This window comes from Streptomyces sp. NPDC101219 (assembly GCF_044767675.1).
GTDB lineage: Bacteria > Actinomycetota > Actinomycetes > Streptomycetales > Streptomycetaceae > Streptomyces.
Genome location: NZ_JBIWOK010000001.1, coordinates 664,831 through 683,873, shown reverse-complemented (window position 1 = coordinate 683,873; position 19,043 = coordinate 664,831). Strand labels below are relative to the sequence as shown.

At 75.3% G+C, this 19,043-nt stretch carries 19 protein-coding genes; 11 read left to right on the top strand and 8 right to left on the bottom strand.

All coding sequences use genetic code 11. The annotated features are described in order from the left end of the window. Positions 1-3 precede the first annotated feature (3 nt). The 4 genes from ACIRPP_RS03135 to ACIRPP_RS03120 all read right to left on the bottom strand — a co-directional run bounded on the left by ACIRPP_RS03135 (position 4) and on the right by ACIRPP_RS03120 (position 5,115). Positions 4-1,578, bottom strand: a complete 1,575-nt coding sequence (locus ACIRPP_RS03135) for an FAD-dependent oxidoreductase (RefSeq protein WP_403637492.1) — start codon at positions 1,576-1,578, stop codon at positions 4-6. Beyond that, positions 1,575-2,345 carry a class I SAM-dependent methyltransferase gene (locus tag ACIRPP_RS03130; protein WP_403637490.1) on the bottom strand — a complete coding sequence of 257 codons (771 nt, stop codon included), beginning with the start codon at positions 2,343-2,345 and terminating at the stop codon, positions 1,575-1,577. The genes ACIRPP_RS03135 and ACIRPP_RS03130 overlap by 4 nt, the downstream gene beginning before the upstream one ends. Further along, positions 2,342-3,580 carry a lycopene cyclase family protein gene (locus ACIRPP_RS03125; protein ID WP_403637488.1) on the bottom strand — a complete coding sequence of 413 codons (1,239 nt, stop codon included), beginning with the start codon at positions 3,578-3,580 and terminating at the stop codon, positions 2,342-2,344. The genes ACIRPP_RS03130 and ACIRPP_RS03125 overlap by 4 nt, the downstream gene beginning before the upstream one ends. A gap of 500 nt (positions 3,581-4,080) precedes the next feature. Further along, positions 4,081-5,115, bottom strand: a complete 1,035-nt coding sequence (locus tag ACIRPP_RS03120; protein WP_403637486.1) for a MerR family transcriptional regulator — start codon at positions 5,113-5,115, stop codon at positions 4,081-4,083. Between the two features lie 113 nt (positions 5,116-5,228). Here ACIRPP_RS03120 and ACIRPP_RS03115 point away from each other — a divergent pair, with 113 nt between their 5' ends. From ACIRPP_RS03115 to ACIRPP_RS03100, 4 genes are all read left to right on the top strand, one after another. Next, positions 5,229-5,837 (top strand): RNA polymerase sigma factor, encoded by a 609-nt coding sequence (locus tag ACIRPP_RS03115; RefSeq protein WP_403637484.1) that lies wholly within the window; start codon positions 5,229-5,231, stop codon positions 5,835-5,837. A gap of 107 nt (positions 5,838-5,944) precedes the next feature. After that, positions 5,945-6,781, top strand: a complete 837-nt coding sequence (locus ACIRPP_RS03110; protein WP_403637482.1) for a DUF4397 domain-containing protein — start codon at positions 5,945-5,947, stop codon at positions 6,779-6,781. A gap of 28 nt (positions 6,782-6,809) precedes the next feature. Further along, complete coding sequence (locus ACIRPP_RS03105) at positions 6,810-7,421, top strand: class F sortase (RefSeq protein ID WP_403637480.1); 612 nt, start codon at positions 6,810-6,812, stop codon at positions 7,419-7,421. Positions 7,422-7,495: 74 nt separating this feature from the next. Further along, positions 7,496-7,963: a hypothetical protein gene (locus tag ACIRPP_RS03100; protein WP_403637478.1), complete on the top strand. Its 468-nt coding sequence runs from the start codon at positions 7,496-7,498 to the stop codon at positions 7,961-7,963. Positions 7,964-7,997: 34 nt separating this feature from the next. On the opposite strand, the gene ACIRPP_RS03095 is transcribed toward ACIRPP_RS03100, so the two are convergent. Both ACIRPP_RS03095 and ACIRPP_RS03090 read right to left on the bottom strand, forming a co-directional pair. Beyond that, on the bottom strand, positions 7,998-8,279 hold the full coding sequence (locus ACIRPP_RS03095) for a DUF3140 domain-containing protein (RefSeq protein ID WP_403637476.1): 282 nt from the start codon (positions 8,277-8,279) through the stop codon (positions 7,998-8,000). Positions 8,280-8,339: 60 nt separating this feature from the next. Next, positions 8,340-8,567, bottom strand: a complete 228-nt coding sequence (locus tag ACIRPP_RS03090; protein WP_403637474.1) for a DUF2945 domain-containing protein — start codon at positions 8,565-8,567, stop codon at positions 8,340-8,342. A 221-nt stretch (positions 8,568-8,788) separates the two neighbouring features. On the opposite strand from ACIRPP_RS03090, the gene ACIRPP_RS03085 reads away from it, so the two are divergent. Continuing rightward, positions 8,789-9,478 carry a DUF4389 domain-containing protein gene (locus tag ACIRPP_RS03085; protein WP_403637472.1) on the top strand — a complete coding sequence of 230 codons (690 nt, stop codon included), beginning with the start codon at positions 8,789-8,791 and terminating at the stop codon, positions 9,476-9,478. Between the two features lie 193 nt (positions 9,479-9,671). Here the strand turns inward: ACIRPP_RS03085 and ACIRPP_RS03080 are convergent, their stop codons facing one another. Beyond that, positions 9,672-10,547, bottom strand: coding sequence for an endonuclease/exonuclease/phosphatase family protein (locus ACIRPP_RS03080; protein ID WP_403637470.1), 876 nt, complete (start codon positions 10,545-10,547; stop codon positions 9,672-9,674). A gap of 149 nt (positions 10,548-10,696) precedes the next feature. Between ACIRPP_RS03080 and ACIRPP_RS03075 the strand changes: the two genes are divergently transcribed. Together ACIRPP_RS03075 and ACIRPP_RS03070 are read left to right on the top strand one after the other, a co-directional pair. After that, complete coding sequence (locus ACIRPP_RS03075; RefSeq protein ID WP_403637468.1) at positions 10,697-11,206, top strand: hypothetical protein; 510 nt, start codon at positions 10,697-10,699, stop codon at positions 11,204-11,206. A 71-nt stretch (positions 11,207-11,277) separates the two neighbouring features. After that, positions 11,278-11,868 (top strand): GNAT family N-acetyltransferase, encoded by a 591-nt coding sequence (locus tag ACIRPP_RS03070; protein ID WP_403637466.1) that lies wholly within the window; start codon positions 11,278-11,280, stop codon positions 11,866-11,868. Here the strand turns inward: ACIRPP_RS03070 and ACIRPP_RS03065 are convergent. Then, the gene (locus ACIRPP_RS03065) at positions 11,843-12,481 is read right to left on the bottom strand and encodes an HD domain-containing protein (protein ID WP_403637464.1); all 639 of its coding nucleotides are present in this window, start codon (positions 12,479-12,481) and stop codon (positions 11,843-11,845) included. The genes ACIRPP_RS03070 and ACIRPP_RS03065 overlap by 26 nt on opposite strands. 162 nt (positions 12,482-12,643) lie before the next feature. On the opposite strand from ACIRPP_RS03065, the gene ACIRPP_RS03060 reads away from it, so the two are divergent. The 4 genes from ACIRPP_RS03060 to ACIRPP_RS03045 all read left to right on the top strand — a co-directional run bounded on the left by ACIRPP_RS03060 (position 12,644) and on the right by ACIRPP_RS03045 (position 19,007). Further along, on the top strand, positions 12,644-13,621 hold the full coding sequence (locus tag ACIRPP_RS03060) for a GlxA family transcriptional regulator (RefSeq protein WP_403637462.1): 978 nt from the start codon (positions 12,644-12,646) through the stop codon (positions 13,619-13,621). Positions 13,622-13,910: 289 nt separating this feature from the next. After that, positions 13,911-15,626 carry a VanW family protein gene (locus ACIRPP_RS03055; protein ID WP_403637460.1) on the top strand — a complete coding sequence of 572 codons (1,716 nt, stop codon included), beginning with the start codon at positions 13,911-13,913 and terminating at the stop codon, positions 15,624-15,626. Positions 15,627-15,885: 259 nt separating this feature from the next. Beyond that, positions 15,886-17,361: an FAD-dependent monooxygenase gene (locus ACIRPP_RS03050; RefSeq protein WP_403637458.1), complete on the top strand. Its 1,476-nt coding sequence runs from the start codon at positions 15,886-15,888 to the stop codon at positions 17,359-17,361. An 86-nt stretch (positions 17,362-17,447) separates the two neighbouring features. After that, a complete protein-coding gene (locus tag ACIRPP_RS03045; RefSeq protein WP_403637456.1) occupies positions 17,448-19,007 on the top strand; it encodes a carboxylesterase/lipase family protein in 1,560 nt (519 codons plus the stop codon). Positions 19,008-19,043 lie beyond the last annotated feature (36 nt).

Sequence of the window (19,043 nt, the reverse complement as noted above, 5' to 3'; positions counted from 1 at the left end):
GGCTCAGCCGTTCCGGGGGCGCGGCTCCCTCCCGAGGGCGGCGAGGGCGCGCAGGGCGGGGGAACGGCCCGCCCGGGGGACCGTCCACAGCACCTGCCCGTGGACGTCCCACGCTTCGAGCAGCGCGTTGGCGGCGAGGAATCCGGTGGTGGCGGCGCGTTCCATCAGGGCGACGGGAAGGTCGCAGCGGATGGCGTCGCCGGCCAGCGTCACCCGGGGGTGGGGGGTGCGCACCGGGGGCCGCCGACGGTACGAACCGACGGGGAGCAGGGGGCAGTCGGCGTGCCAGAGGTGCCGTGCGTCGACCACGCGGGCCTCGCGCGTCTCCGGGTACACCTGGTGCAGCCGGTCCAGGAGCGTGCGTTCCGTCTTGTCGCGATCGGCTGCCGGGTCGACGGCGTAGGCGTGCAGTTCCACCACCGATCCGCCCTTCGCGGCGGCCCACCGCGCGGCCTCACCCTCGTAGCGTTCCAGGACGCTGATGTTGTCGAGCCCGTCGTAGCCGCTGGTGCCGAGGAACCCGGCGCGGTCGGCGCGGACCGGGCGGTCCAGCCAGAGCCGGGAGACCAGGAACGGCGGCGCGGTGCGCAGGGCGGCCACGTCGTCCCGCCAGGCGGTGGTGCCCAGGCCGGGCGAGGCGGCGACGAGTGCGCGCAGGGCACCGGGGTCCAGGGCGAGGACCACGGCGTCGTGGCGCTCAGCACCGGTGTCCGTGTCCAGGTCCACTCCCCCGTCGTCGCGGGGCCGGACGGCGTGGACGGCGCTCGCGGTGCGCACGTCGGCGCCCAGGCGGCCGAGGTAGTCGCCGAGCGGGTCCCACAGGGCGTGCGGGAAGGGCTCGTCGGGCACGTCGAACAGCAGTCCCTCGGCGGATCCGAGGAAGTAGATGTGGAACATCAACAACAGTTCCGCGGCGGACAGTTCGCGCGGGTCGGCGAAGAAGCTGCGGGAGAACACCTCGAACGCGAGATGGTGGGCGGCCTCGGGGAAGCGGACGCCTTCGAGGAACCGGGTGGCGCTGATGCCGTCGAAGCGCTCGTAGACGTCCGGCACGCGGACGTCGAGGAGCGGCAGGGCCGCGCGGGCGTCCAGCCCGGCCAGGTCGCGCCAGCCGAAGGTGGGGCTGAGCGCGACGAAGCCGAGCGCGCTGAACGGGGGCGTCCGCGGGACGCGGGCGAAGCTGTCGGTGAGGCCCCCGCTGTGCCGGAGGGGGTAGTCGGGCAGTGGGGTGAGCCGGGTGAGACCGGGGTCGGTCCGGCGCAGCAGGCCGCGCAGGTTGTAGTACTGGCGGAAGAAGGCGTGGAAGCCGCGGCTCATGGTCACCGGGGAGCCGTCGGCCAGGCGGGTCGGGTGTCCGGACAGGCGGCCCCCGAGGGAGTCCCCGGCCTCGTGGAGGGTGACGCGGGCGCCCCGCTCCGCGAGCAGGGTGGCCGCGGCGAGGCCGGCGATGCCGCCGCCGGCGACGGCGACCCGGGGGGCGTCCGTGCGGGTGAACCGGTCGCGGCCCGGGGCGGGCTTGAGGACGTCGGCCTTGCGGTCGCGGCCCCTGCGGGGGACGGGGGGCGGGGGAACGGTCACGGGGTGGCCTCCTCGACGACGGGCCGGGCGGTGTCCGTGGAGCCGGTGACGGGCTCCGTGCCCGGAGGGGTCCGGGCGAGGAAGGTGTGCACGATGCCGGTCTGCCAGCCGGCGACGGGTGCGGAGCGCACCGCCGTGTAGCCGGCGCGGGTGAGGCGGTCGGCGAAGGCGGGCGCGGTGTCGAACTCCAGGACGCTGCGCCAGAGATGGCGGTACAGGGCGCGGTCGCCGACGAGGGTGCCGGCCGGGATGACGACACCCTGGCAGACGGCCGTCCACAGGACCCGGTGCGCGGGTGCTCCGCTGAGGGTGTACTCGTGGGCGACGAGGCGCCCGCCGGGCCGCAGCAGCCCCCGCACGGCGCCGAGCACCCGGTCGGGGTCGGTGACGTTGCGGAACAGGTAGGCGGCGAAGACGGCGTCGAAGGGCCCCTCCCCCGCGGTCGCCACCTCCTCGGCGGTCAGGTGCAGGAACCGCACGTTCTCGGGCCAGGGCTTGGTGAGGGCGCGCCGCAGCATGCCGGAGGAGGCGTCGACGGCGGTGATGCGTGCCTTCGGCGCGGCCCGCAGCAGGGCCCGCGTGGAGGTGCCGGTGCCGCAGCCGAGGTCGAGGACGTGCAGTCCGGCCCCGCCGTCGGGCAGCCGCAGCCGGCGTGCGGAACGCAGCAGGTCGGTGCGGTAGCCGGGGTTGACGGCGGTGAGGCGGTCGTAGGTGTGTGACGCGTGGTCGAAGGCGCGGGCCAGGTCGTGGTCGTGGAGCAGGGTCATCGGTGGCTGACTCCGGTCGGTGCGGGTGGGGCGGACGGGGCGGGTCGGAGACGGCGGGGCAGGAAGGGCACTTCGACGGCGGTGCGGAGCATGGGGCCGACAGGGGTGCGCAGCCCGATGCCCCACTCCTCCCGGAGGGAGGTGGCGCCGTCGAGGAAGCGCAGCAGGCGCTCCGGGGGTGTGCGCCGGAACAGGCCGGTGAAGAACGCGGGGCCGTCGATGCGTCCGGTGTCCAGGGCGCGCAGCAGGATGGCGTCCATGGCGAGCGCCCGCCGCCCGTGGGGGGCGGGGATGTCGTCGTGTCCGTCGTGCAGGGCGGCGGCGATGGCGGTGCTGTGCCGCCGCACCGCGGCGAAGGTGTAGCCGGTGGCGGGGCGGGTGGCGCCGCCCGCCGTCCCGATGCGGAAGACGGACGCTCCGGCGCGGCGGGGGAAACGCGCGTCGGTCATGGGGATGACGCCCTGTTCGGCCGCTTCCACGGTGAACGGGCCGAGGCGCAGGACGTGCCGGGCGTAGTGGCCGAGGGCCGCCTCGTACGCCTCGGTGGTCAGCGGCGCACGGGAGAACTCGGTGTACTCCACGAGCGCGCGGTCCGGTGCCAGGGGCAGGACGTAGCCGAAGGCGAGGCCGTGGCGCGGCCGGGGCACCCGGAAGTCCATGAGGTCGGCGACGGCCGGGTCGAACCGCTCCCGCGCGGTGTGCACGAACCAGCCCCGGAAGTGCTGGAGCAGTTGGGTCCGGGCCGGTGGCAGGGCGCTCAGCGGGCGGGAGTCGAAGACGTGGCGGGCGCGCAGCGTCAGGGGGCGGCCGTCGGGGTCCGTGCACCTGACCTCCGCCCCGCCGGGCACGTCGCGCACGGTGTCCGCCGTCGCGCGCAGGACCTGTCCGCCGGGGGACGCGGCCAGCCGCTGGTGCATCAGGCGCTCGAACGGCCCCGAGCGCAGCATGCGGTAGCGCAGCGGGGCCGGGTCGACGGTGACCGGGCGGCCGTCGGCGCCGTGGACGCGCAGCCGCGGCCAGGAGGCGGTGACCGCCGCGTCGAGGTCCCCGGCGTCCCGGTCCCAGTAGCACCAGGTCCGCTCGGGCGGACGCGCCGGCCCGTCAGGGGGTTCCACCACGGTCACGGACCGGGGACCGGTGGCGGTGATCCGGTGCGCGAGGCTGAGCCCGGCGGCGCCGCCGCCGACGACGACCACGTCGGACGTGCGGGGCGGGCCGGGGTGGTGCGGGGTCACCGGGCCGGCCGTCCGGCGACGGGGGATGCGGGGGATGCCGCGTCGGTCCGGTCGCCGCGTGCGGCGGGGAGCGCACCGCCGGCTCCGGCGGGCGCGGCGGGTACGGCGTCGGGGTCCACGGTCACTCCGGGTCGGGGGGCGGGAGGCGTACGGCGGGCCCGGGGGGCGCCGGCGTCCGAGGGGCGGGCGGACGGGCTCCGTCCGGGCTCTCTTCGGCAGGTGGGGCGTCGCCGGATGCGCCCGGACACGCGCACGGCCGGCCGGCTCCCGGCGGGCGACGGGGGCGCGCCGGCCCCGGGGCCACGGGGCGGCCGGGACCGCAGGGTCCGTGCGGCGGAGTCCGGCCTTCGGCGGTGGGCGGCGTCCATGGGCCTCCTCCGTGGGGTCCGTCGAGGGGGGCGACGTGCGGGCAGGGTCCGGGTACCGTCCGCACAGCGGATCACGCCCGGGCGGTGAAGGCCAGGAGCCACCACGGCGGGGACCTCGCGCGCCGGACTCCGTCAGCCCTGCGTGAGGGAGCGGGTGAGCGCGACCGCCTCCGCCAGGCCCGCCGGGCGCGGCAGACCGGACACACCCTGGCCGGCCCAGCCGGGCCCCAGCGTCAGCACGGCCGCCTTGCGCCGGGCGCCGCGCACGCCCCATTCCATCGCCGCCACGTGCTGGGCCAGCGGCCGGCTGGCCGTGGTGCGGGACTGCGCCCACAGGCCCACCACGGCGGGCCCGGTCCTGCGCACGGCGGCGACCAGCGACTCGACGGGCAGCGCGCCGCCGAACATCCGGACCGGCAGGCCGTGTTCGGCGAGGGCGGCGGCGAGCGCCTCCAGCGGCAGGGTGTGGTTCTCCCCCGGCACGCAGGCGAGGACGGTGGTGGCACCGGGCCGGTCGGCGGCCACCGGCCGTGCGCTGCGGCGCAGGGCACCGGAGACGTGCCAGGACAGGAAGTGCTCGACCTCGACGTAGCGTTCGCCGGAGCTCTCCCACTTGCGGCCGACCGCCTGCAGCGTCGGCATGATCACCTCCGTCCAGGCGGGGACCAGGCCGTGCTCGGCGATCGCGGCCGGCAGCAGCTCCTCCAGGGCGGCGGCGTCGAGGCGCAGCGCGGCGCGGGCGATCCCCTTGCACTCCTGCCGTACGTCGCCGAGGCGCAGTCCGCTGCCGGCCCGGCTGCGTCCGGGGGCCCGCGCACCGGGTGACACGGACGCGGTGACGGCGCGGCCGATGGCGGGCGGCGCGTCCACGGGGGTGTCGCCGCGGGCCAGGCGGGCGGCCTCGGCGGGCGGCAGCCCCGTCGCCGTCAGGGCGCACATCCGCTCCAGCCGGGCCACGTCGGCGGCGGTCCAGCGCCGGTGCCGTCCGCCGGTGTGCGCGTCGGGGCCGAGGCCGTAGCGGCGGTCCCAGCTGCGGACCGTCGTCGGGGCCACGCCGAGCCGCCGGGCGACCTCGCCCGTCGTCAGCCCGCCGCCGCGGGGTGCGTCGTCGTCGCGGCCGGCGTGCCCGGGCCGGCCGCCGGCCCCGTCGTCCAGGTCTTCGTCCATGTCTCCATTGTACGACGCACAAACGACGCATGTTGCCTGCATCGTTTCTGCCCGCCAAGACTGACGGCACAGACGACGCACGACGAACGACGCACGACAGGAGGAACCGGGCCATGAGCACGACCACGCGACGTACCGGCACCCTCGTCCCGCCGGCCGAGGAGACCCGGTACGAGGACGAGCTGGCCCGCGGCCTGCGTGCCGCCGACGAGAACGCGTTCGCGGCGATCTACCGGCGCTGGGGGCCGCTGGTCCACACGATGGCCGTCCGGTCGCTCGGTGACACGCACGAGGCCGAGGACGTGACCCAGCAGGTGTTCCTGGGCGCCTGGCGCGGCCGGGACGGGTTCCGGCCGGAGCGCGGACCGCTGGGCGCCTGGCTGGTCGGCATCACCCGCCGGAAGATCGTCGACGCGCTGGCCGCCCGCACGAAACGGCTGGCGCTCGCGGACTCGGCCGCACGCGGCGCCGGCACCTCCCCGCCCCGCGAGCCTGCCCCGGAGAGCGTCCTGGACCGGGTGCTGCTGGTGGACGCCTTGTCCCGCCTGCCCCGGCACCAGCGGGACGTGCTGTGCCTGGCCTTCTACGAGGACCTGACGCAGGCCCAGATAGCGGAACGCACCGGCATGCCCCTGGGCACGGTCAAGAGCCATGCCCGGCGCGGTCTGCACCGGCTGCGCGGCGCGGTCGACCGGGGCCGCGCCCCGGCCGACGGCACATAGGCAGGCACACAGGGACACCCTCCCCCGCATCCGGGGCCGCTCCCCCGGCCGAAGCATCACCGAGACCCCGCGCGGTGCGGGGACTCCACCCGAAAGGACCCAGGCACATGACTTCTCGCACCCCCCTCACCCTCGCCGCCTGCGCCGGAGCGTGCGCGCTGGCCCTCGGTGCCGCCACGCCCGCCCTGGCGGCACCCGGCGGCGACGACGGCACGGCCGGCGTGTCCGTCTTCCACGGCATCCCCGGCATGACGGTGGACGTGTACGCCAACGGCGACGAACTGCTCGGCGACTTCGAGCCCGGCACGGTGACCGAACCGCAGCAACTCGACGCCGGCACCTACGACATCCAGATCTTCGAAGCGGGCCAGGGCCCCGACGGCGCCCCGGCGCTGGAGAAGGAGATCAAGGTGCCCGAGGGCGCCGACGCCACGATCGCCGCCCACCTGAACGCCGACGGAAAGCCCGAGTTGACGGCGTTCGTCAACGACGTGTCCCAGGTCGACGCCGGCAAGGCCAGGCTGACGGTGCGTCATGTGGCGGCCGCTCCCGCCGTCGACGTCCGGGCGGGCGGACAGCCGGTCTTCACGGGCCTGGAGAACCCGAAGGAGCAGACCACCGAGGTCGACGCGGGCACCGTGAACGCGGACGTCGTGCTCGCCGGTACGGACACCGTGGCCATCGGCCCGGCCGACCTCACCCTCCAGGAAGGGACCAGCAACGTCGTCTACGCCTGGGGCAGCGCCGAGGACGACAACCTGGCGCTGAAGACCCAGACGTTCAGCGGCACGGCGTCGGCCCCCAAGGGCGTGCACGCCGGCGGGAACGGCGCGGCCGCGGACCCCGGTTCCCCGGGCTCGTGGCCGGGCTGGGCCGCGGCGGCCGGTGCGGTGACGGTCACGAGCGTGCTGGTGGCCCGCCGGGTCGCCGGCCGGCGTGCCTGAGCGGCGCCGGTGGCGAGGCGGGGCGGCGGTGGCCGCCGCCGCTCTGGCCGCCACCCTCGGCCTGGCGTGCGGAACACCGGAGACGGCCGTGCCCCGGGCCGACTTCGGGCCGACGGCCCCGGGGCACGGCACCACCGAGGTCACCGCGCCGGACGCGTCGGCGGCCTCGGCGGACACCACCGCCCGTCCGGCCGCTCCGCCCCGGCGGATCCGGGTGCCGCGCGTCGGACTCGACGCCCGGATCGAAGCCGTCGGGGTGACGCGGGAGGGCACCATGACCGTGCCCTCGGACCCGGCCGTGGCCGGCTGGTACCGCTTCGGCCCGGCCCCGGGCGCCGGCCGGGGGTCGGCCGTCCTCGCCGGGCACGTGGACGACGAGACGGGCGCACTGGGCGAGTTCGCCGCGCTGCGGGACCTGCGGCGCGGAGACCGGGTCGAGGTGCTGCGCCGCGGGGCGGATCCGGTCGTCCACCGGGTCGTGGCGCGCCGCACCGTCCCCCAGGACGAGCTGCCCCCGTCCGTCTTCCGCCGGACCGGTGACCCGGTCCTCACGCTCGTCACCTGCGCCCCGCCGTTCCTTCCCGACCGGGGCGGCTACCGGTCCAACCTGGTCGTCACCGCCGTACCGGCCGAGTCCTGACGGGCGCGTCGGGGCCGTACGGACCGCGCGAGGGCTGCGGGGCGCCGTCAGCGAACACGAGGGACGAGGAGGGCATGGTGGCCCACGTCGAACAGGCGCGCCTGGTGGAGCTGGCGCTGGGGCACTCCGCCCACGGGGACGAGAGCACCCTGCGGCACCTCGCGGAGTGCGGTCGGTGCCGGGACGAACTGCGCGCGATGGCCCGTGTGGTGGCCGCGGCCCGGGCGGCCGACGTCGTGGATGTGCCGTCGGCTCCGCCGGAGCGCGTCTGGCAGCGGATCGTGCGGGACCTGGCCGACGCATCCGCGGGTCCGCCGCACCAGGGGACGGCCCCCGTACTTGGCCGGCCCGGGCGGACGGACGGCCGGGGGGCCGGTGGGTGGACCGGTCCCCGCGGGCGGGCCCGCCGTGCGGCGCTGGGCGCCGCCGTCGGTGGTCTGGCCGGCGGTCTGGGCGTGCTCGCCGTGGTCGCCGCCGCCCGGTGGCGCGCCGGGCGCCGCCGTGCGGAACGTCCGGTGCGCGGGCGCGGGTCCCCGCAGTGACCGCGACGGGCCGACGGGGCTGCCTGTGGCCCGGTCAGCGGGCCGGCGGGTCGTGCCCCCAGTTCATCAGCGAGTACCTCCAGCGGCTCTCGCGCACGTCCCCCTGGGGCCGCTGGGCGAGGTGCCGCCGGACGTAGCCGACGACCTTGCGCATGTGCCGGTAGTCGTCGTCGGACAGGTCCCCCTTCCCGGCGCGGAGGATCTCGACGATCCGGCGGCCGGAGGCATGGCCGGTGGACTCACCGCCGTCCTTGTGCTCCCCGGCGTCCCGGGACTCGTCCGTGGCCGGCCACTTCTCCAGTTCGGCGGGCTTCATGTCGACCAGTTCGCCGAACTCCTCCCCGGGCCTCCTTCCGCTCGGCCTCGTCCATGGCCGTCACTTCTTCCGCAGCGCGGACGGCTTGTGCACCGCCGACCGGCCCGACTTCTCGCTGCGCACCTGGTACTGCGGATCGTCCGGGGAGGCGTCCACCGTCCGCCCGGCGGCCTCCGTGCGCTCCGTGATCTCCTTCTCGACCGTCCCCTCGGCCTCACTGCCGTGACTGCTCCAGGCGACCTTGTCGCCCTTCTTGAGCTTCCTGCCCCCACTGCGGCCCTTCGCCATGGCGTACTCCCTCACCGCGGGTCGGACGGCCCGCTCCTCGTATCCACACTGAGGGCTCCGCGGCCGGTCCGCAGATCGGCCGGCGGCCCGCGCGGCCGGGTGCGCGGCGCGCCCAGCCCGTGCGGGCCGGGAGGGATTCCACCACGCTGGAAGGAAGGACAACGGCGACCACGTGCCGCGGCTCGTGATCGTCACCGGACTCCCCGAAGGGACCGGTCACCATGGGCGCGCACGAAGTCCCCCGCCCCGGGCCGCCGCCCGGCGCGACCACACCGCCGAGCCATCCGGCCCGGCTGACCGCCGAGCCGGACACCCCGCTGTCCCGGTGGCTGTGGCTGGTCAAATGGCTCCTGGCCCTCCCCCACTACGTCGTGCTGCTGTTCCTGTGGGTGGCGTTCGTCGTGGTGGGCGTCGTCGCCTTCTTCGCGATCCTCTTCACCGGCCGCTACCCGCGTCCGCTGTTCGACTTCAGCACCGGCGTGCTGCGCTGGAACTGGCGCGTGGCGTACTACGCCTACGGTGCGCTGGGCACCGACCGCTATCCCCCGTTCACCCTCGCCGACGTCCCCGACTACCCGACGCACTGGGACATCGCCTACCCGCAGGAGCTGTCCCGCGGTCTTGTCCTGGTGAAGTGGTGGCTGCTGGCCGTACCGCACTACCTGGTCCTGGGCTTCTTCGTCGGCGGCGCCCGGATGGCCTGGTTCTCGGGCGGCCTGATCGGTCTGCTCACCCTGTTCGTGGGGATCGCCCTGGCCTTCACCGGCCGCTATCCGCGCGGCCTGTTCGACCTGCTGCTCGGGCTGAACCGCTGGGTGCTGCGCGTGGCGGCCTACGCGGCTCTCCTCACCGACGTCTACCCGCCCTTCCGGCTGGACCAGGGCGGCCGGGAGCCGGACTCCCTGCCGTGACCGGTGACCCGGTGTCCCGGGGCGCCCGCCCCCTGTTCCCGGGCGGGCCGCCGCCGGGACGGGGTCCGTGGCGGTCAGCCGTAGATCGCCAGGTGGTGGAAGGCGGCGAGCGCCTCGTCGATGGGGGGCACGGACGTCGAGGCCGCCGTCTCCGCCGCCCGCTGACGGCGCCCGGGACGGCGGCGGGGCCGCCTCAGACCGGCTCGACGTCCGCGTACAGCAGGTGGTGGTCGGAGTACGCGGACGCCTGGACCCGGTGCCGCAGCGGGGCCAGACCTCGCAGGAAGACGTAGTCGAACTTGCTGTGCCAGTCGGTGGTCGGCTTGCAGGTGCCGGCGGGCAGGGGGCGGCAGTGCGGGTCCACGTCCTCGGCCAGTTCCCAAATCCCGGCCAGTTCGGGCGCGTCGGGCACGGCGTTGAGGTCGCCGAGGACGATCGCACGGTCGTGCCGCACGACGGCGGCGGCGAGCACGCCGGCCTGCGCCCCCCGGACCTCCTCCTGGCGGCGCTCGGCGAGATGGGTGTTGAAGACGCGGACGGTCCGGCCGCCCACCGTGGTGGTGACGGCCGTGTAACCGCGGTCCTCCGAACCGCCGTCCGGGTATTCCACCGTGACACGGTCCGTCATCGGCGCCGCCGACAGAATGGCCTGTCCGAACTGCCCCGGGCGCCAGGGCACACCCCCGCAGCGGCTCCAGTTGCGGAGCACCGGCCCGTACTCGACGTGGTAGTCCAGTCCGTGCAGCCGCTCCAGGTGGTCCCGGACGGCCTTGACGTCGCGTACGCAGGCCTCCTGCAGGCCGACGACCTGGGGCGCGTACCGGGCGATCTCCGCCGCCCGGTCGACGTTGGCCGTGTCGCAGGGATTGCACAGGTTCCACGTCATGACCCGGTTCGGGACGGTCTCCCGGCCGGCCGCGGCCGACGGGTGGCCCGCGAAGAGACTGCCGCCCGGCGCACTGGGGCCCACCAGCGCGGCGCAGGCAAGGATCACGCCGCCCGCGAACCACCGCGTCCCCCTGCCGAGCACCGTCGCCTCCTCCGTGCGGACCACCGTCGCCGACTCCATCGTGCCCCACGGGGCCGGGGGACGCGCGGGCCGCCCCCGCGGCGGGGGCCCGGCACGAAGCCGCGCGACGGTGGACACGAGCCGCGCGGATTTCCCCTCAAAACAGCCGAGTTGACATCGAATCGGTCCGTGCTGGGCATGCCTGGAGCATGTCCATCGACGCAACCGCAGCATCCGGAGTGCAGGTGTGTTCGCTCAAGCGGGCCACGCCCCAGTCGATACCCGCCGACAGCCCGTACACGGTCGTCAGGTTCCCGTTCGGCTCCGCGGAGTCCAGCGACCGGTTCACCATGCACCAGGTCGAGCAGCCGGACGGCTACGTGGTCACCAGCTGGGACACCGACGACCGTTCGGGGCTCATCTGGCCCAGCACCGCGGGCTGGGGCACGCTGTACGCGATGATCCAGTGGGAGGCCGGCAGCTACGACGAACTGCGGGACCAGTTCGTCCGCGACCCCCTGGGGCTCACACCCTCACCCAACGACACCACGGCGACGGAACACCGGCCGCCGAGCCCCGGCATGCAGTGCTGGACCAAGCAGTGGGGCATCTTCGTCGACCCGGACGTGCCGCTCGCGCTGCGCGCCACCCACGACGCCGGGGTGGCCCGCGACATCGTGCTGGCCGAGTTCAAGCTGGTCATCCACGAGGCCGCCTGACCGTCTCCGGCACGGCGGACGGCGGGGAAAGTCCGTGGCGGTGCGTGCCGCGCGGGTGGTTCCATGCCGCCATGCAGAGCGGGAGCGCTTCCGGTGCCGGTGCCCGGCCCCTCGTCCGCCGGCGGACCCCGCGCGACCTCGGTGCGTGCGTGCGGGTGCTCGGGGAGGTGCACCGGAGCGACGGCTACCCGGTGAACTGGCCGCCGTCGCCCCGGGCGTGGCTCACCGGTGGGGCGCTCGTCTCCGCCTGGGTGGCCGAGAGCGACGGCCGGCTGTCCGGCCACGTCGGCCTGTCCCGCAGCGGAGCGGCGGACGCGGCCCCCGGGCTGTGGAGTGCCCTTACGGGCTCCGACGCCGGCGCGGCCGCCGTGGTCGGCCGGCTGTTCGTGGACCCGCGGGCCCGCGGCCGGGGCATCGGCGCGCTGCTCATGGCGCAGGCGGTGGCCGAGGCCCGCCGCCGCGGGCTGCATCCGGTGCTCGACGTCGTGGCGTCCGACACCGCGGCGGTGGCCCTCTACGAGCGGCTGGACTGGCGGCCGCTGGGCACCGTCGAGCAGGAGTGGGGTCCCCGGCTCACGGTGACCGTCCGCTGCTACGCGGCGCCGCCCGGCGCGGCCGCCGGGCACGCCCCGGGGGCTACTCGGGCCAGGCGGAGTTCTTGACGACCTCGACGAAGTCCCCGCGGACGAAGCCCGGGACGAAGTGGGCTAGCACGTCCGCCTTGACGTTGCCGAAGGCGGTGTCGGGGCGGTCCTTGATGCCCTCCGTGAAGGCGGCCAGGATCCGGTTCTTGAAGTCCGGGCGGGGGTGCGCGGCGACCACGGCCGCCCGCTCCTCGTCGGAGACGGCCGGGTAGCCGATCCCCAGCACGTCCAGCTCCACTCCCCGGGTGACCAGGGCGATCTCGGGGGCCATGTGCAGCGGGATCTCCGGGGTGGTGTGCAGGGCGATGGCCGTCCAGACCCGGTCGGCCTCCTCGCCGGTGACACCGTGGGCGTGCAGGAAGCGCCGCGCCTCGTCGGCGCCGTCGATCTCGAACCGCTGGTCGGTGCGGCGGAACCGCTCGGTCAGGCCGAGGTCGTGGAACATCGCCCCGACGTAGAGAAGCTCCGGGTCGAAGCTCAGGCCCTGCTCGCGCCCGCGCATCGCTCCCCACAGGAACACCCGCCGGGAGTGGTCGAACAGCAGGGGTGAGGCGGCCTCACGCACCAGTTCGGTCGCCTCCCGGGCCAGCGCGCTGTCCGGGATCCGTACGCCCGCGATGGTCTCGCTCATGTCGTCTCTCCACTTCCTCGTCTCGGCCCCTCTTCCAGGGTCGTGGGCCCCGTACGATGGCGCCATGTCCTTTCTGCCAGACAGTCCTCGGATCCGGACATCGCGGGGCCGGGGCACCGCCCGCCCGGGCCGTCCGGCGCCCGGCATCGGGGTGACCCGCGCATGACGCACCGGGTGGGTTTCGTGGTGTTCGACGGGGTGACGCTGCTGGACGTCAGCGGTCCCGCCGAGGTCCTGCACCAGGCGGGCCGGCTCGGCCACCGCTACGACCTGGTCCTGGTGTCCGCACACGGCGGCGGGGTCAGGACGTCGACGGGGATGCCGCTGAGCGGCACGGTGACGGCGGCCGAGGCCGGTCCGGTCGACACGCTGCTCGTGGCCGGCGGCGACCGCCTGGCCGAGCAGCCGGTCGAGGCGGAGCTGCTGGCGACGGCCCGTGCCCTGGCCGCGCCCGCCGAGCGGGTCGCCTCGGTGTGCACCGGCGCCTTCGTGCTGGCGGACCTCGGGCTGCTCGACGGCCGCCGGGCCGCCACGCACTGGCGGCACGCCGGGACCCTGGCCCGGCGCCACCCGCGGGTGCGTGTCGAACCGGACGCGATCCAAGTCCGGGACGGGCGCTTCATCACCTCGGCCGGCATCAGCGCGGGCATCGACCTGAGCCTGGCCCTCGTCGAGGACGACCACGGCGCGGAGGCGGCCCGCCACATCGCGCGCGAGCTGGTCGTCTTCCTGCAGCGCCCGGGCGGCCAGTCGCAGTTCACCACCGCCACCGCCCCGCCCACCGGGAACGCCCTGCTGCAGCCCCTGATCGAGGCCGTGCTGGCCGACCCGGCGGCCGGCCACGACCTGGCGTCGATGGCCCGTGCGGCGGCCGTCAGCCCCCGGCACCTGACCCGGCTGTTCCACACCGAGCTGGGCACCACGCCCGCCCGCTGGGTCGAGCGGGTCCGCCTCGGCCGGGCCCAGCAGCTCCTCCTGGACGGCCACAGCGTCACCTCGGCGGCCCGGCACAGCGGGTTCGGCAGCGACGAGACGCTCCGCCGCGTCTTCGCCCGCCATCTCGGCACCACCCCCGGCGCCTACCGCCAGCGCTTCGCCACGACGGGATCGGCCCGGACGGCGGCCGCGGCGCCCGGCTGACGGTGACGCGGCGCGCGGTGGCGTCGGCGTGCCGGGGCACGAGAGCGTTCCCGCCGCCGGCCGCCCCGCGCGGCTGTGAGTGTCCTCACAGTCGACTGTGACCGCCTTCACATCGCGGACCCCCCGGCCCTGGGTAGAGCGGCGAGCGCGCCGCGGGTCCGCTCCGGGAGGGTCCGGGGTGACCTGGGGCATACCCGGCCGATGCCGCGTTGCGCCTACCTTGGTGTGATTGCCCCGTACGTGGCGTCGCGCCAGGGGCGCACCACCGTGTCGATCGTCCAGGAGACCCATGCGCCCCCGCATACCCTCCGTCCGCCGCCCCGCGGCCGTTCCCGCGCTCGCCGTGACCGGCGGGGCGCTCGCCCTCGGATTCGGCGGGCTGTATCTCACGGGGCTCCTCGTCGCGGGCGGGCAGATCGAGTCCGGGACGACGGTGCGCGGGGTGGACATCGGAGGGCTGAGCGCCGCGGAGGCCACCCGGAAGCTGGAGCGGCACCTCACGCCCGTCGCATCGCGCGAGCTCCCCGTGTCGGTCGGCGACCGCACAGGGGCGGTCGTCCCCCGGGAGGCCGGGCTGACCTTCGACATCCCCGGCACCGTGGACCGCGCCGCGCACACCGGATCCGACCCGGTCAGCGTCATCGGGGCCCTGTTCCGCTCGGGCGGTGAGATCGAGCCCGTCGTGACCACCGACGAGGACGCCTCGCGCGCGGCGCTGCGCTCGCTCGCCGAGGAGCTGGACCGGAAGGTGCGCGACGGGGGCGTGACGTTCGCCGACGGCAGGGTCAACGCGACAGCGCCGCGCGCCGGCCACGCCCTGGACGTCGACGCCGCGGTGGACACCCTGCGCGACTCCTTCCAGCAGGGCACCGACAAGGTGACCGCCCTGCCCGCGCGCGAGACCCGGCCGAAGGTCACGGCGGCGGAGGTGGAGCGCGCGGTGCGCGAGTTCGCCCGGCCGGCCATGTCGGCGCCCGTCACCCTCACCGCCGGCGACCAGCGGTTCTCGATCCCCCCGAAGGTACTGGGCGAGCATCTGAGCATGCGTCCCGACGACGGCGGCAGGCTCGCGCCCCGGCTGGACGAGAAGGGCCTGCGGGCCGCCCCCGCCGTGGCCCGCCCCCTGGCGGAGCTCACCACCACGCCCCGCAACGCCACGCTGCGGGTCGACGGCGACCGGGTCGTCGTGGCCGACCGCGGCCGGACCGGGGTGCGGGTCGAGGACAAGGCCCTCGGCAAGGCCGTACTGCCCCTGCTCACCGAGTCGGGTGCCGGCCGCACCGGCGAACTCGCCACGCGGCGCACCGAACCGGAACTGACCCCCGAGAAGGTGGCCCGGCTGGGCCTGAAGGAGAAGGTGTCGTCGTACACGGTCACCTTCGAGCCGGCCGCCTACCGCACCCAGAACATCGGCCGTGCCGCGGAGCTCATCAACGGCTCCCTCGTGATGCCCGGCGAGACCTGGAGCTTCAACCGGACCGTCGGTGAACGCACCGAGGCCAACGGGTTCGGCGACGGCGTCATCATCCTCAACGACAAGTACACCAAGGCGCCGGGCGGCGGCGTCTCCTCCGTGGCCACGACCATGTTCAACGCGATGTTCTTCGCCGGCGTGCGGCCCGTCGAATACGGCGCCCACTCCTTCTACATCGAGCGCTACCCCGAGGGCCGGGAGGCCACCGTGGCCTGGGGCAGCCTGGACCTGAAGTTCGCGAACGACTCCGGCAACGCCCTGTACATCCAGGCCCAGGCGACCGACACGTCCGTGACCATCACCTTCTTCGGCACCAAGAAGTACGACGAGATCAAGTCGGTGACCGGTCCCCGCCGCAATGTGGTGGAGCCGAAGCGGAAGGTGAGCACCGACAAGGAGTGCGTGCCGCAGACCCCGCTGGAGGGCTTCGACGTCACGGTGGAGCGGGTCTTCCTCAACGACGGCCGGGAAGTGAAGCGGCAGCCCTTCCACACCCACTACACCCCGCGCGACGAGATCGTCTGCGAGTAGACCCGTCGTCCGCGGCCGCGAGGGAGCGGCACAGCGAGGGCCACGCGTCCGCCGGGGCCGGAAAACACGAAAGGCAAGGAGTCGTCCGCTCCTTGCCACTCTCAACGTATAGCGCACCGGGGGGCTTGCGGCAAGACCCCCGGTGTCCCGCAGAATGGCCGACCTACGCCCGGAACAGCGGAAAATCCCGCTTCGCGACGTACACGGCTTCTGTGGGCGTATCAGCCATTTCTCGAACTCGGCGGACGGGTGTTGTGCGATGAGGGACGTGATCGTGGTCGGGGGCGGTCCCACCGGCCTGATGCTGGCCTGCGAACTGCGGCTGCACGGCGTGGACACGGTCGTCCTGGAGAGGCTGCCCGGGCCCTCCGGGCAGTCCCGGGGGCGGGGGCTGCACACGCGCAGTGTCGAGCTGATGGACCAGCGGGGCCTGCTGGACCGCTTCCTCGCCGTCAGTGAGACGTTCCAGGTCGGCGGCCTCTTCGGCGGCATCACCGCCCCCTGGCCGGACGGACTGGACACGGCGCACCCCTACGGCCTGGCCACCGCCCAGCCGGACACCGAGCGCCTGCTCCACGAACGCGCCGTCGAACTCGGCGCCGACATCCGCCGCGGCTGCGACGTCGTCGGGCTGACCCCGCTCGGGGGCGGCGAGGACGGCGCGGACGGGGAAGCGGTGGACGCCGTCCTGGCGGACGGCACCCGGCTGCGGGCCCGCTACGTCGTCGGGTGCGACGGCGGGCGCAGCACGGTGCGCAAGCTGCTCGGCATCGGGTTCCCCGGGGAGCCCGCCACGGTCGAGACTCTGCTGGGCGACATGGCGGCGACCGCGGACCCGGCGGAGATCGCCGAGGTCGTGGCCCGGGTCCGCACGACCCAGCTGCGCTTCGGAGTCGTCCCCGACGTGGACGGACAGCACGGCATGCACCGCTTCGTCGTCCCGGCCGAGGGCGTGTCCGAGGACCGGACGACGGGACCGGCCCTGGAGGAGTTCAAGGAGCGGCTGCGGGCCGTCGCCGGCACGGACTTCGGGGTCCACTCGCCGCGCTGGCTGTCCCGTTTCGGTGATGCCACGCGGCAGGCCGAACGCTACCGGGCCGGACGGGTGCTGCTGGCCGGTGACGCCGCGCACATCCATCCGCCGACCGGCGGTCAGGGCCTCAACCTCGGGGTGCAGGACGCGTTCAACCTGGGCTGGAAGCTGGCGGCGACCGTCAACGGCTGGGCGCCCGAAGGGCTGTTGGACACGTATCACGACGAGCGGCACCCGGTGGGGGCCGCCGTCCTCGCCAACACCCGTGCGCAGATCGCTTTGATGCGGACCGACCCGGGCACGGCCGCGCTGCGCGAGCTGTTCACGAAGCTGATGGGGATCGACGAGGTGAACCGGTACATCACCGGAATGATCACCGCGGTGGACATCCGCTACGACGTCGGCGACGGCGATGGCCGGGACCACGAACTGCTGGGCCGCCGCCTGCGGGACGTCGCCCTGAAGCGGGGCCGCCTGTACGAGCTGATGCACGGCGGGCGGGGCCTGCTGCTCGACACGACGGGCGGCCTGACGGTGTCGGGGTGGGCCGACCGGGTCGACCACGTGGTCGACGCCGGCGACGAACTCGACGTGCCCGCGCTGCTGTTGCGGCCGGACGGTCATGTCGCCTGGGCCGGTGAGCGGCAGGACGCCCTGGAGGAGCGGTTGCGGAGGTGGTTCGGCGTTCCCACGGCCGGGTGAGCGGGGGCCGGGCCCGCCACCGGGCGCGCGCAGAGCGGCGGTTAATGGTTCGAGGACGGGCCGGACGGCGTGCGAGGCTGCCCCGCATGGACGACAGCGCGAGGATCAGCACGGAGTTCCGGACGACGAGTGGCCGGGTGGCCGGGCGGGGGTCGCCCGACGGCGTGATCGCCGTGCTGGGGGTGCCGTACGCGGCCCCGCCCTTCGGCCCGCACCGCTTCCGTGAGCCGCGGCCGGTCCCCGGCTGGGGGGACCGGCACCCCCGGGACTGCACGGAGTTCGGGCCGGTCGCCCCGCAGTCGGCCGAACTGCCCGGCGCACCGGTGTGGCGCCCCGGGGACGAGGACGTCCTCAGCGTCAACGTGTGGGTGCGCCCCCGGCCGGACGGCGGACCGCTGCCGGTGCTGTTCTGGATCCACGGCGGTGCCTACACCTTCGGTTCCTCCGCGGAGCCCGGCTTCGACGGTGCGGCGCTCGCCCGGGCCGGGGTGGTCGTGGTGAGCTGCAACTACCGGGTGGGTTTCGAGGGGTTCGGGCACGTGCCGGGCTTCCCCGACAACCGGGGACTGCTGGACCAGGTGGCCGCACTGCGCTGGGTCCGGGACAACATCGCCGAGTTCGGCGGGGACCCCGAACGCGTCACCGTGGCCGGGCACTCCGCCGGAGGGGGCTCCGTCGCCTGTCTGCTGGGCATGGACCGGGCACGCGGGCTGATGCGGCGGGCGATCGCCCACAGCGTGCCGGCCGCCTTCTTCTCCGCCGGGGCCGCCGCCGCGGTCACGGCGAGGATCGCGCGGGCCGCAGGGGTCGCGCCGACGGCCGACGGTCTGCGGTCCGCCTCACCCGGGCGCCTGGTGGCCGCCGCCGACACGGTGTCCGGGCAGTGCGCTGACGATCCGGTCCTGCCGAGCCAGGCGGTCGACCCCGTCCTGTTCCAGCCGGTGGTCGACGGTGAGGTGCTGCCCGCCGATCCGCTCACCGCCGTGACGGCCGGTGCCGCCCGCCACGTGGACCTGCTGGTCTGCCACACCCTGGAGGAGTACTGGTTCCTGCACGCGACGGGCAGCGTGCGCCGGACCGACGCGGAGCGGGCGACGGCGGACGCCGCCGAGGCGCTCAGCCTTCCCGTACAACTGGTCGACCAGTACCGGGCGTTGATGCCCGACGCGCCGGTGTTCGACCGGCATCTCGCGTTCCTGGGCGACGCCTGCTTCGGCGAGTACAGCAGCCGGCTGGCGGAACGGCACGCGCGGGCCGGCGGTCGGGCGCACCTGTCCCGTTTCGCCCGCCGCCGCCCGGGACCGGACGGCACGGTCCGGCCCTGGCACACCGCCGATGTCCCCTTCGCCTTCGGCAACCTGGACGCGACGGGGGCCCCGTTCCTCATCGGCGGCGCCCCGGACGAGGAGGACCGGGCCCTGTCCCGCCGGATGGTGCGGGCCTGGGCGGATTTCGCCGCGTCCGGCGACCCGGGCTGGCCCGCGATCGGCGCCGACGCGACCCCGGTGCGGATGTGGGCCGTACCGGACGACCACCTGGCCGACGACACCGGATCCGCGCTGCGTGCCGTGTGGCGGGGCGTCGAGGTGGGCGCGCCCGTGCCCGCTCCCGCCCCGGACCGGGAGTCCCGCACGGGCCTTCCGTAGGACGGGGCGGGAGGCCGGGACGGCGCTTGACCCTGT

What these genes read in the sequence shown, in the direction of transcription:
- ACIRPP_RS03100 (WP_403637478.1), top strand. Translation starts at nt 7,496, where the DNA reads ATGGTGGCCCACGTCGAACAGGCGCGCCTGGTGGAGCTGGCGCTGGGG.
- ACIRPP_RS03065 (WP_403637464.1), bottom strand. Translation starts at nt 12,481, where the DNA reads ATGAGCGAGACCATCGCGGGCGTACGGATCCCGGACAGCGCGCTGGCC.
- ACIRPP_RS03120 (WP_403637486.1), bottom strand. Translation starts at nt 5,115, where the DNA reads ATGGACGAAGACCTGGACGACGGGGCCGGCGGCCGGCCCGGGCACGCC.
- ACIRPP_RS03070 (WP_403637466.1), top strand. Translation starts at nt 11,278, where the DNA reads ATGCAGAGCGGGAGCGCTTCCGGTGCCGGTGCCCGGCCCCTCGTCCGC.
- ACIRPP_RS03050 (WP_403637458.1), top strand. Translation starts at nt 15,886, where the DNA reads ATGAGGGACGTGATCGTGGTCGGGGGCGGTCCCACCGGCCTGATGCTG.
- ACIRPP_RS03060 (WP_403637462.1), top strand. Translation starts at nt 12,644, where the DNA reads ATGACGCACCGGGTGGGTTTCGTGGTGTTCGACGGGGTGACGCTGCTG.
- ACIRPP_RS03130 (WP_403637490.1), bottom strand. Translation starts at nt 2,345, where the DNA reads ATGACCCTGCTCCACGACCACGACCTGGCCCGCGCCTTCGACCACGCG.
- ACIRPP_RS03115 (WP_403637484.1), top strand. Translation starts at nt 5,229, where the DNA reads ATGAGCACGACCACGCGACGTACCGGCACCCTCGTCCCGCCGGCCGAG.
- ACIRPP_RS03110 (WP_403637482.1), top strand. Translation starts at nt 5,945, where the DNA reads ATGACTTCTCGCACCCCCCTCACCCTCGCCGCCTGCGCCGGAGCGTGC.
- ACIRPP_RS03055 (WP_403637460.1), top strand. Translation starts at nt 13,911, where the DNA reads ATGCGCCCCCGCATACCCTCCGTCCGCCGCCCCGCGGCCGTTCCCGCG.
- ACIRPP_RS03045 (WP_403637456.1), top strand. Translation starts at nt 17,448, where the DNA reads ATGGACGACAGCGCGAGGATCAGCACGGAGTTCCGGACGACGAGTGGC.
- ACIRPP_RS03080 (WP_403637470.1), bottom strand. Translation starts at nt 10,547, where the DNA reads ATGGAGTCGGCGACGGTGGTCCGCACGGAGGAGGCGACGGTGCTCGGC.
- ACIRPP_RS03095 (WP_403637476.1), bottom strand. Translation starts at nt 8,279, where the DNA reads ATGAAGCCCGCCGAACTGGAGAAGTGGCCGGCCACGGACGAGTCCCGG.
- ACIRPP_RS03075 (WP_403637468.1), top strand. Translation starts at nt 10,697, where the DNA reads ATGTCCATCGACGCAACCGCAGCATCCGGAGTGCAGGTGTGTTCGCTC.
- ACIRPP_RS03085 (WP_403637472.1), top strand. Translation starts at nt 8,789, where the DNA reads ATGGGCGCGCACGAAGTCCCCCGCCCCGGGCCGCCGCCCGGCGCGACC.
- ACIRPP_RS03090 (WP_403637474.1), bottom strand. Translation starts at nt 8,567, where the DNA reads ATGGCGAAGGGCCGCAGTGGGGGCAGGAAGCTCAAGAAGGGCGACAAG.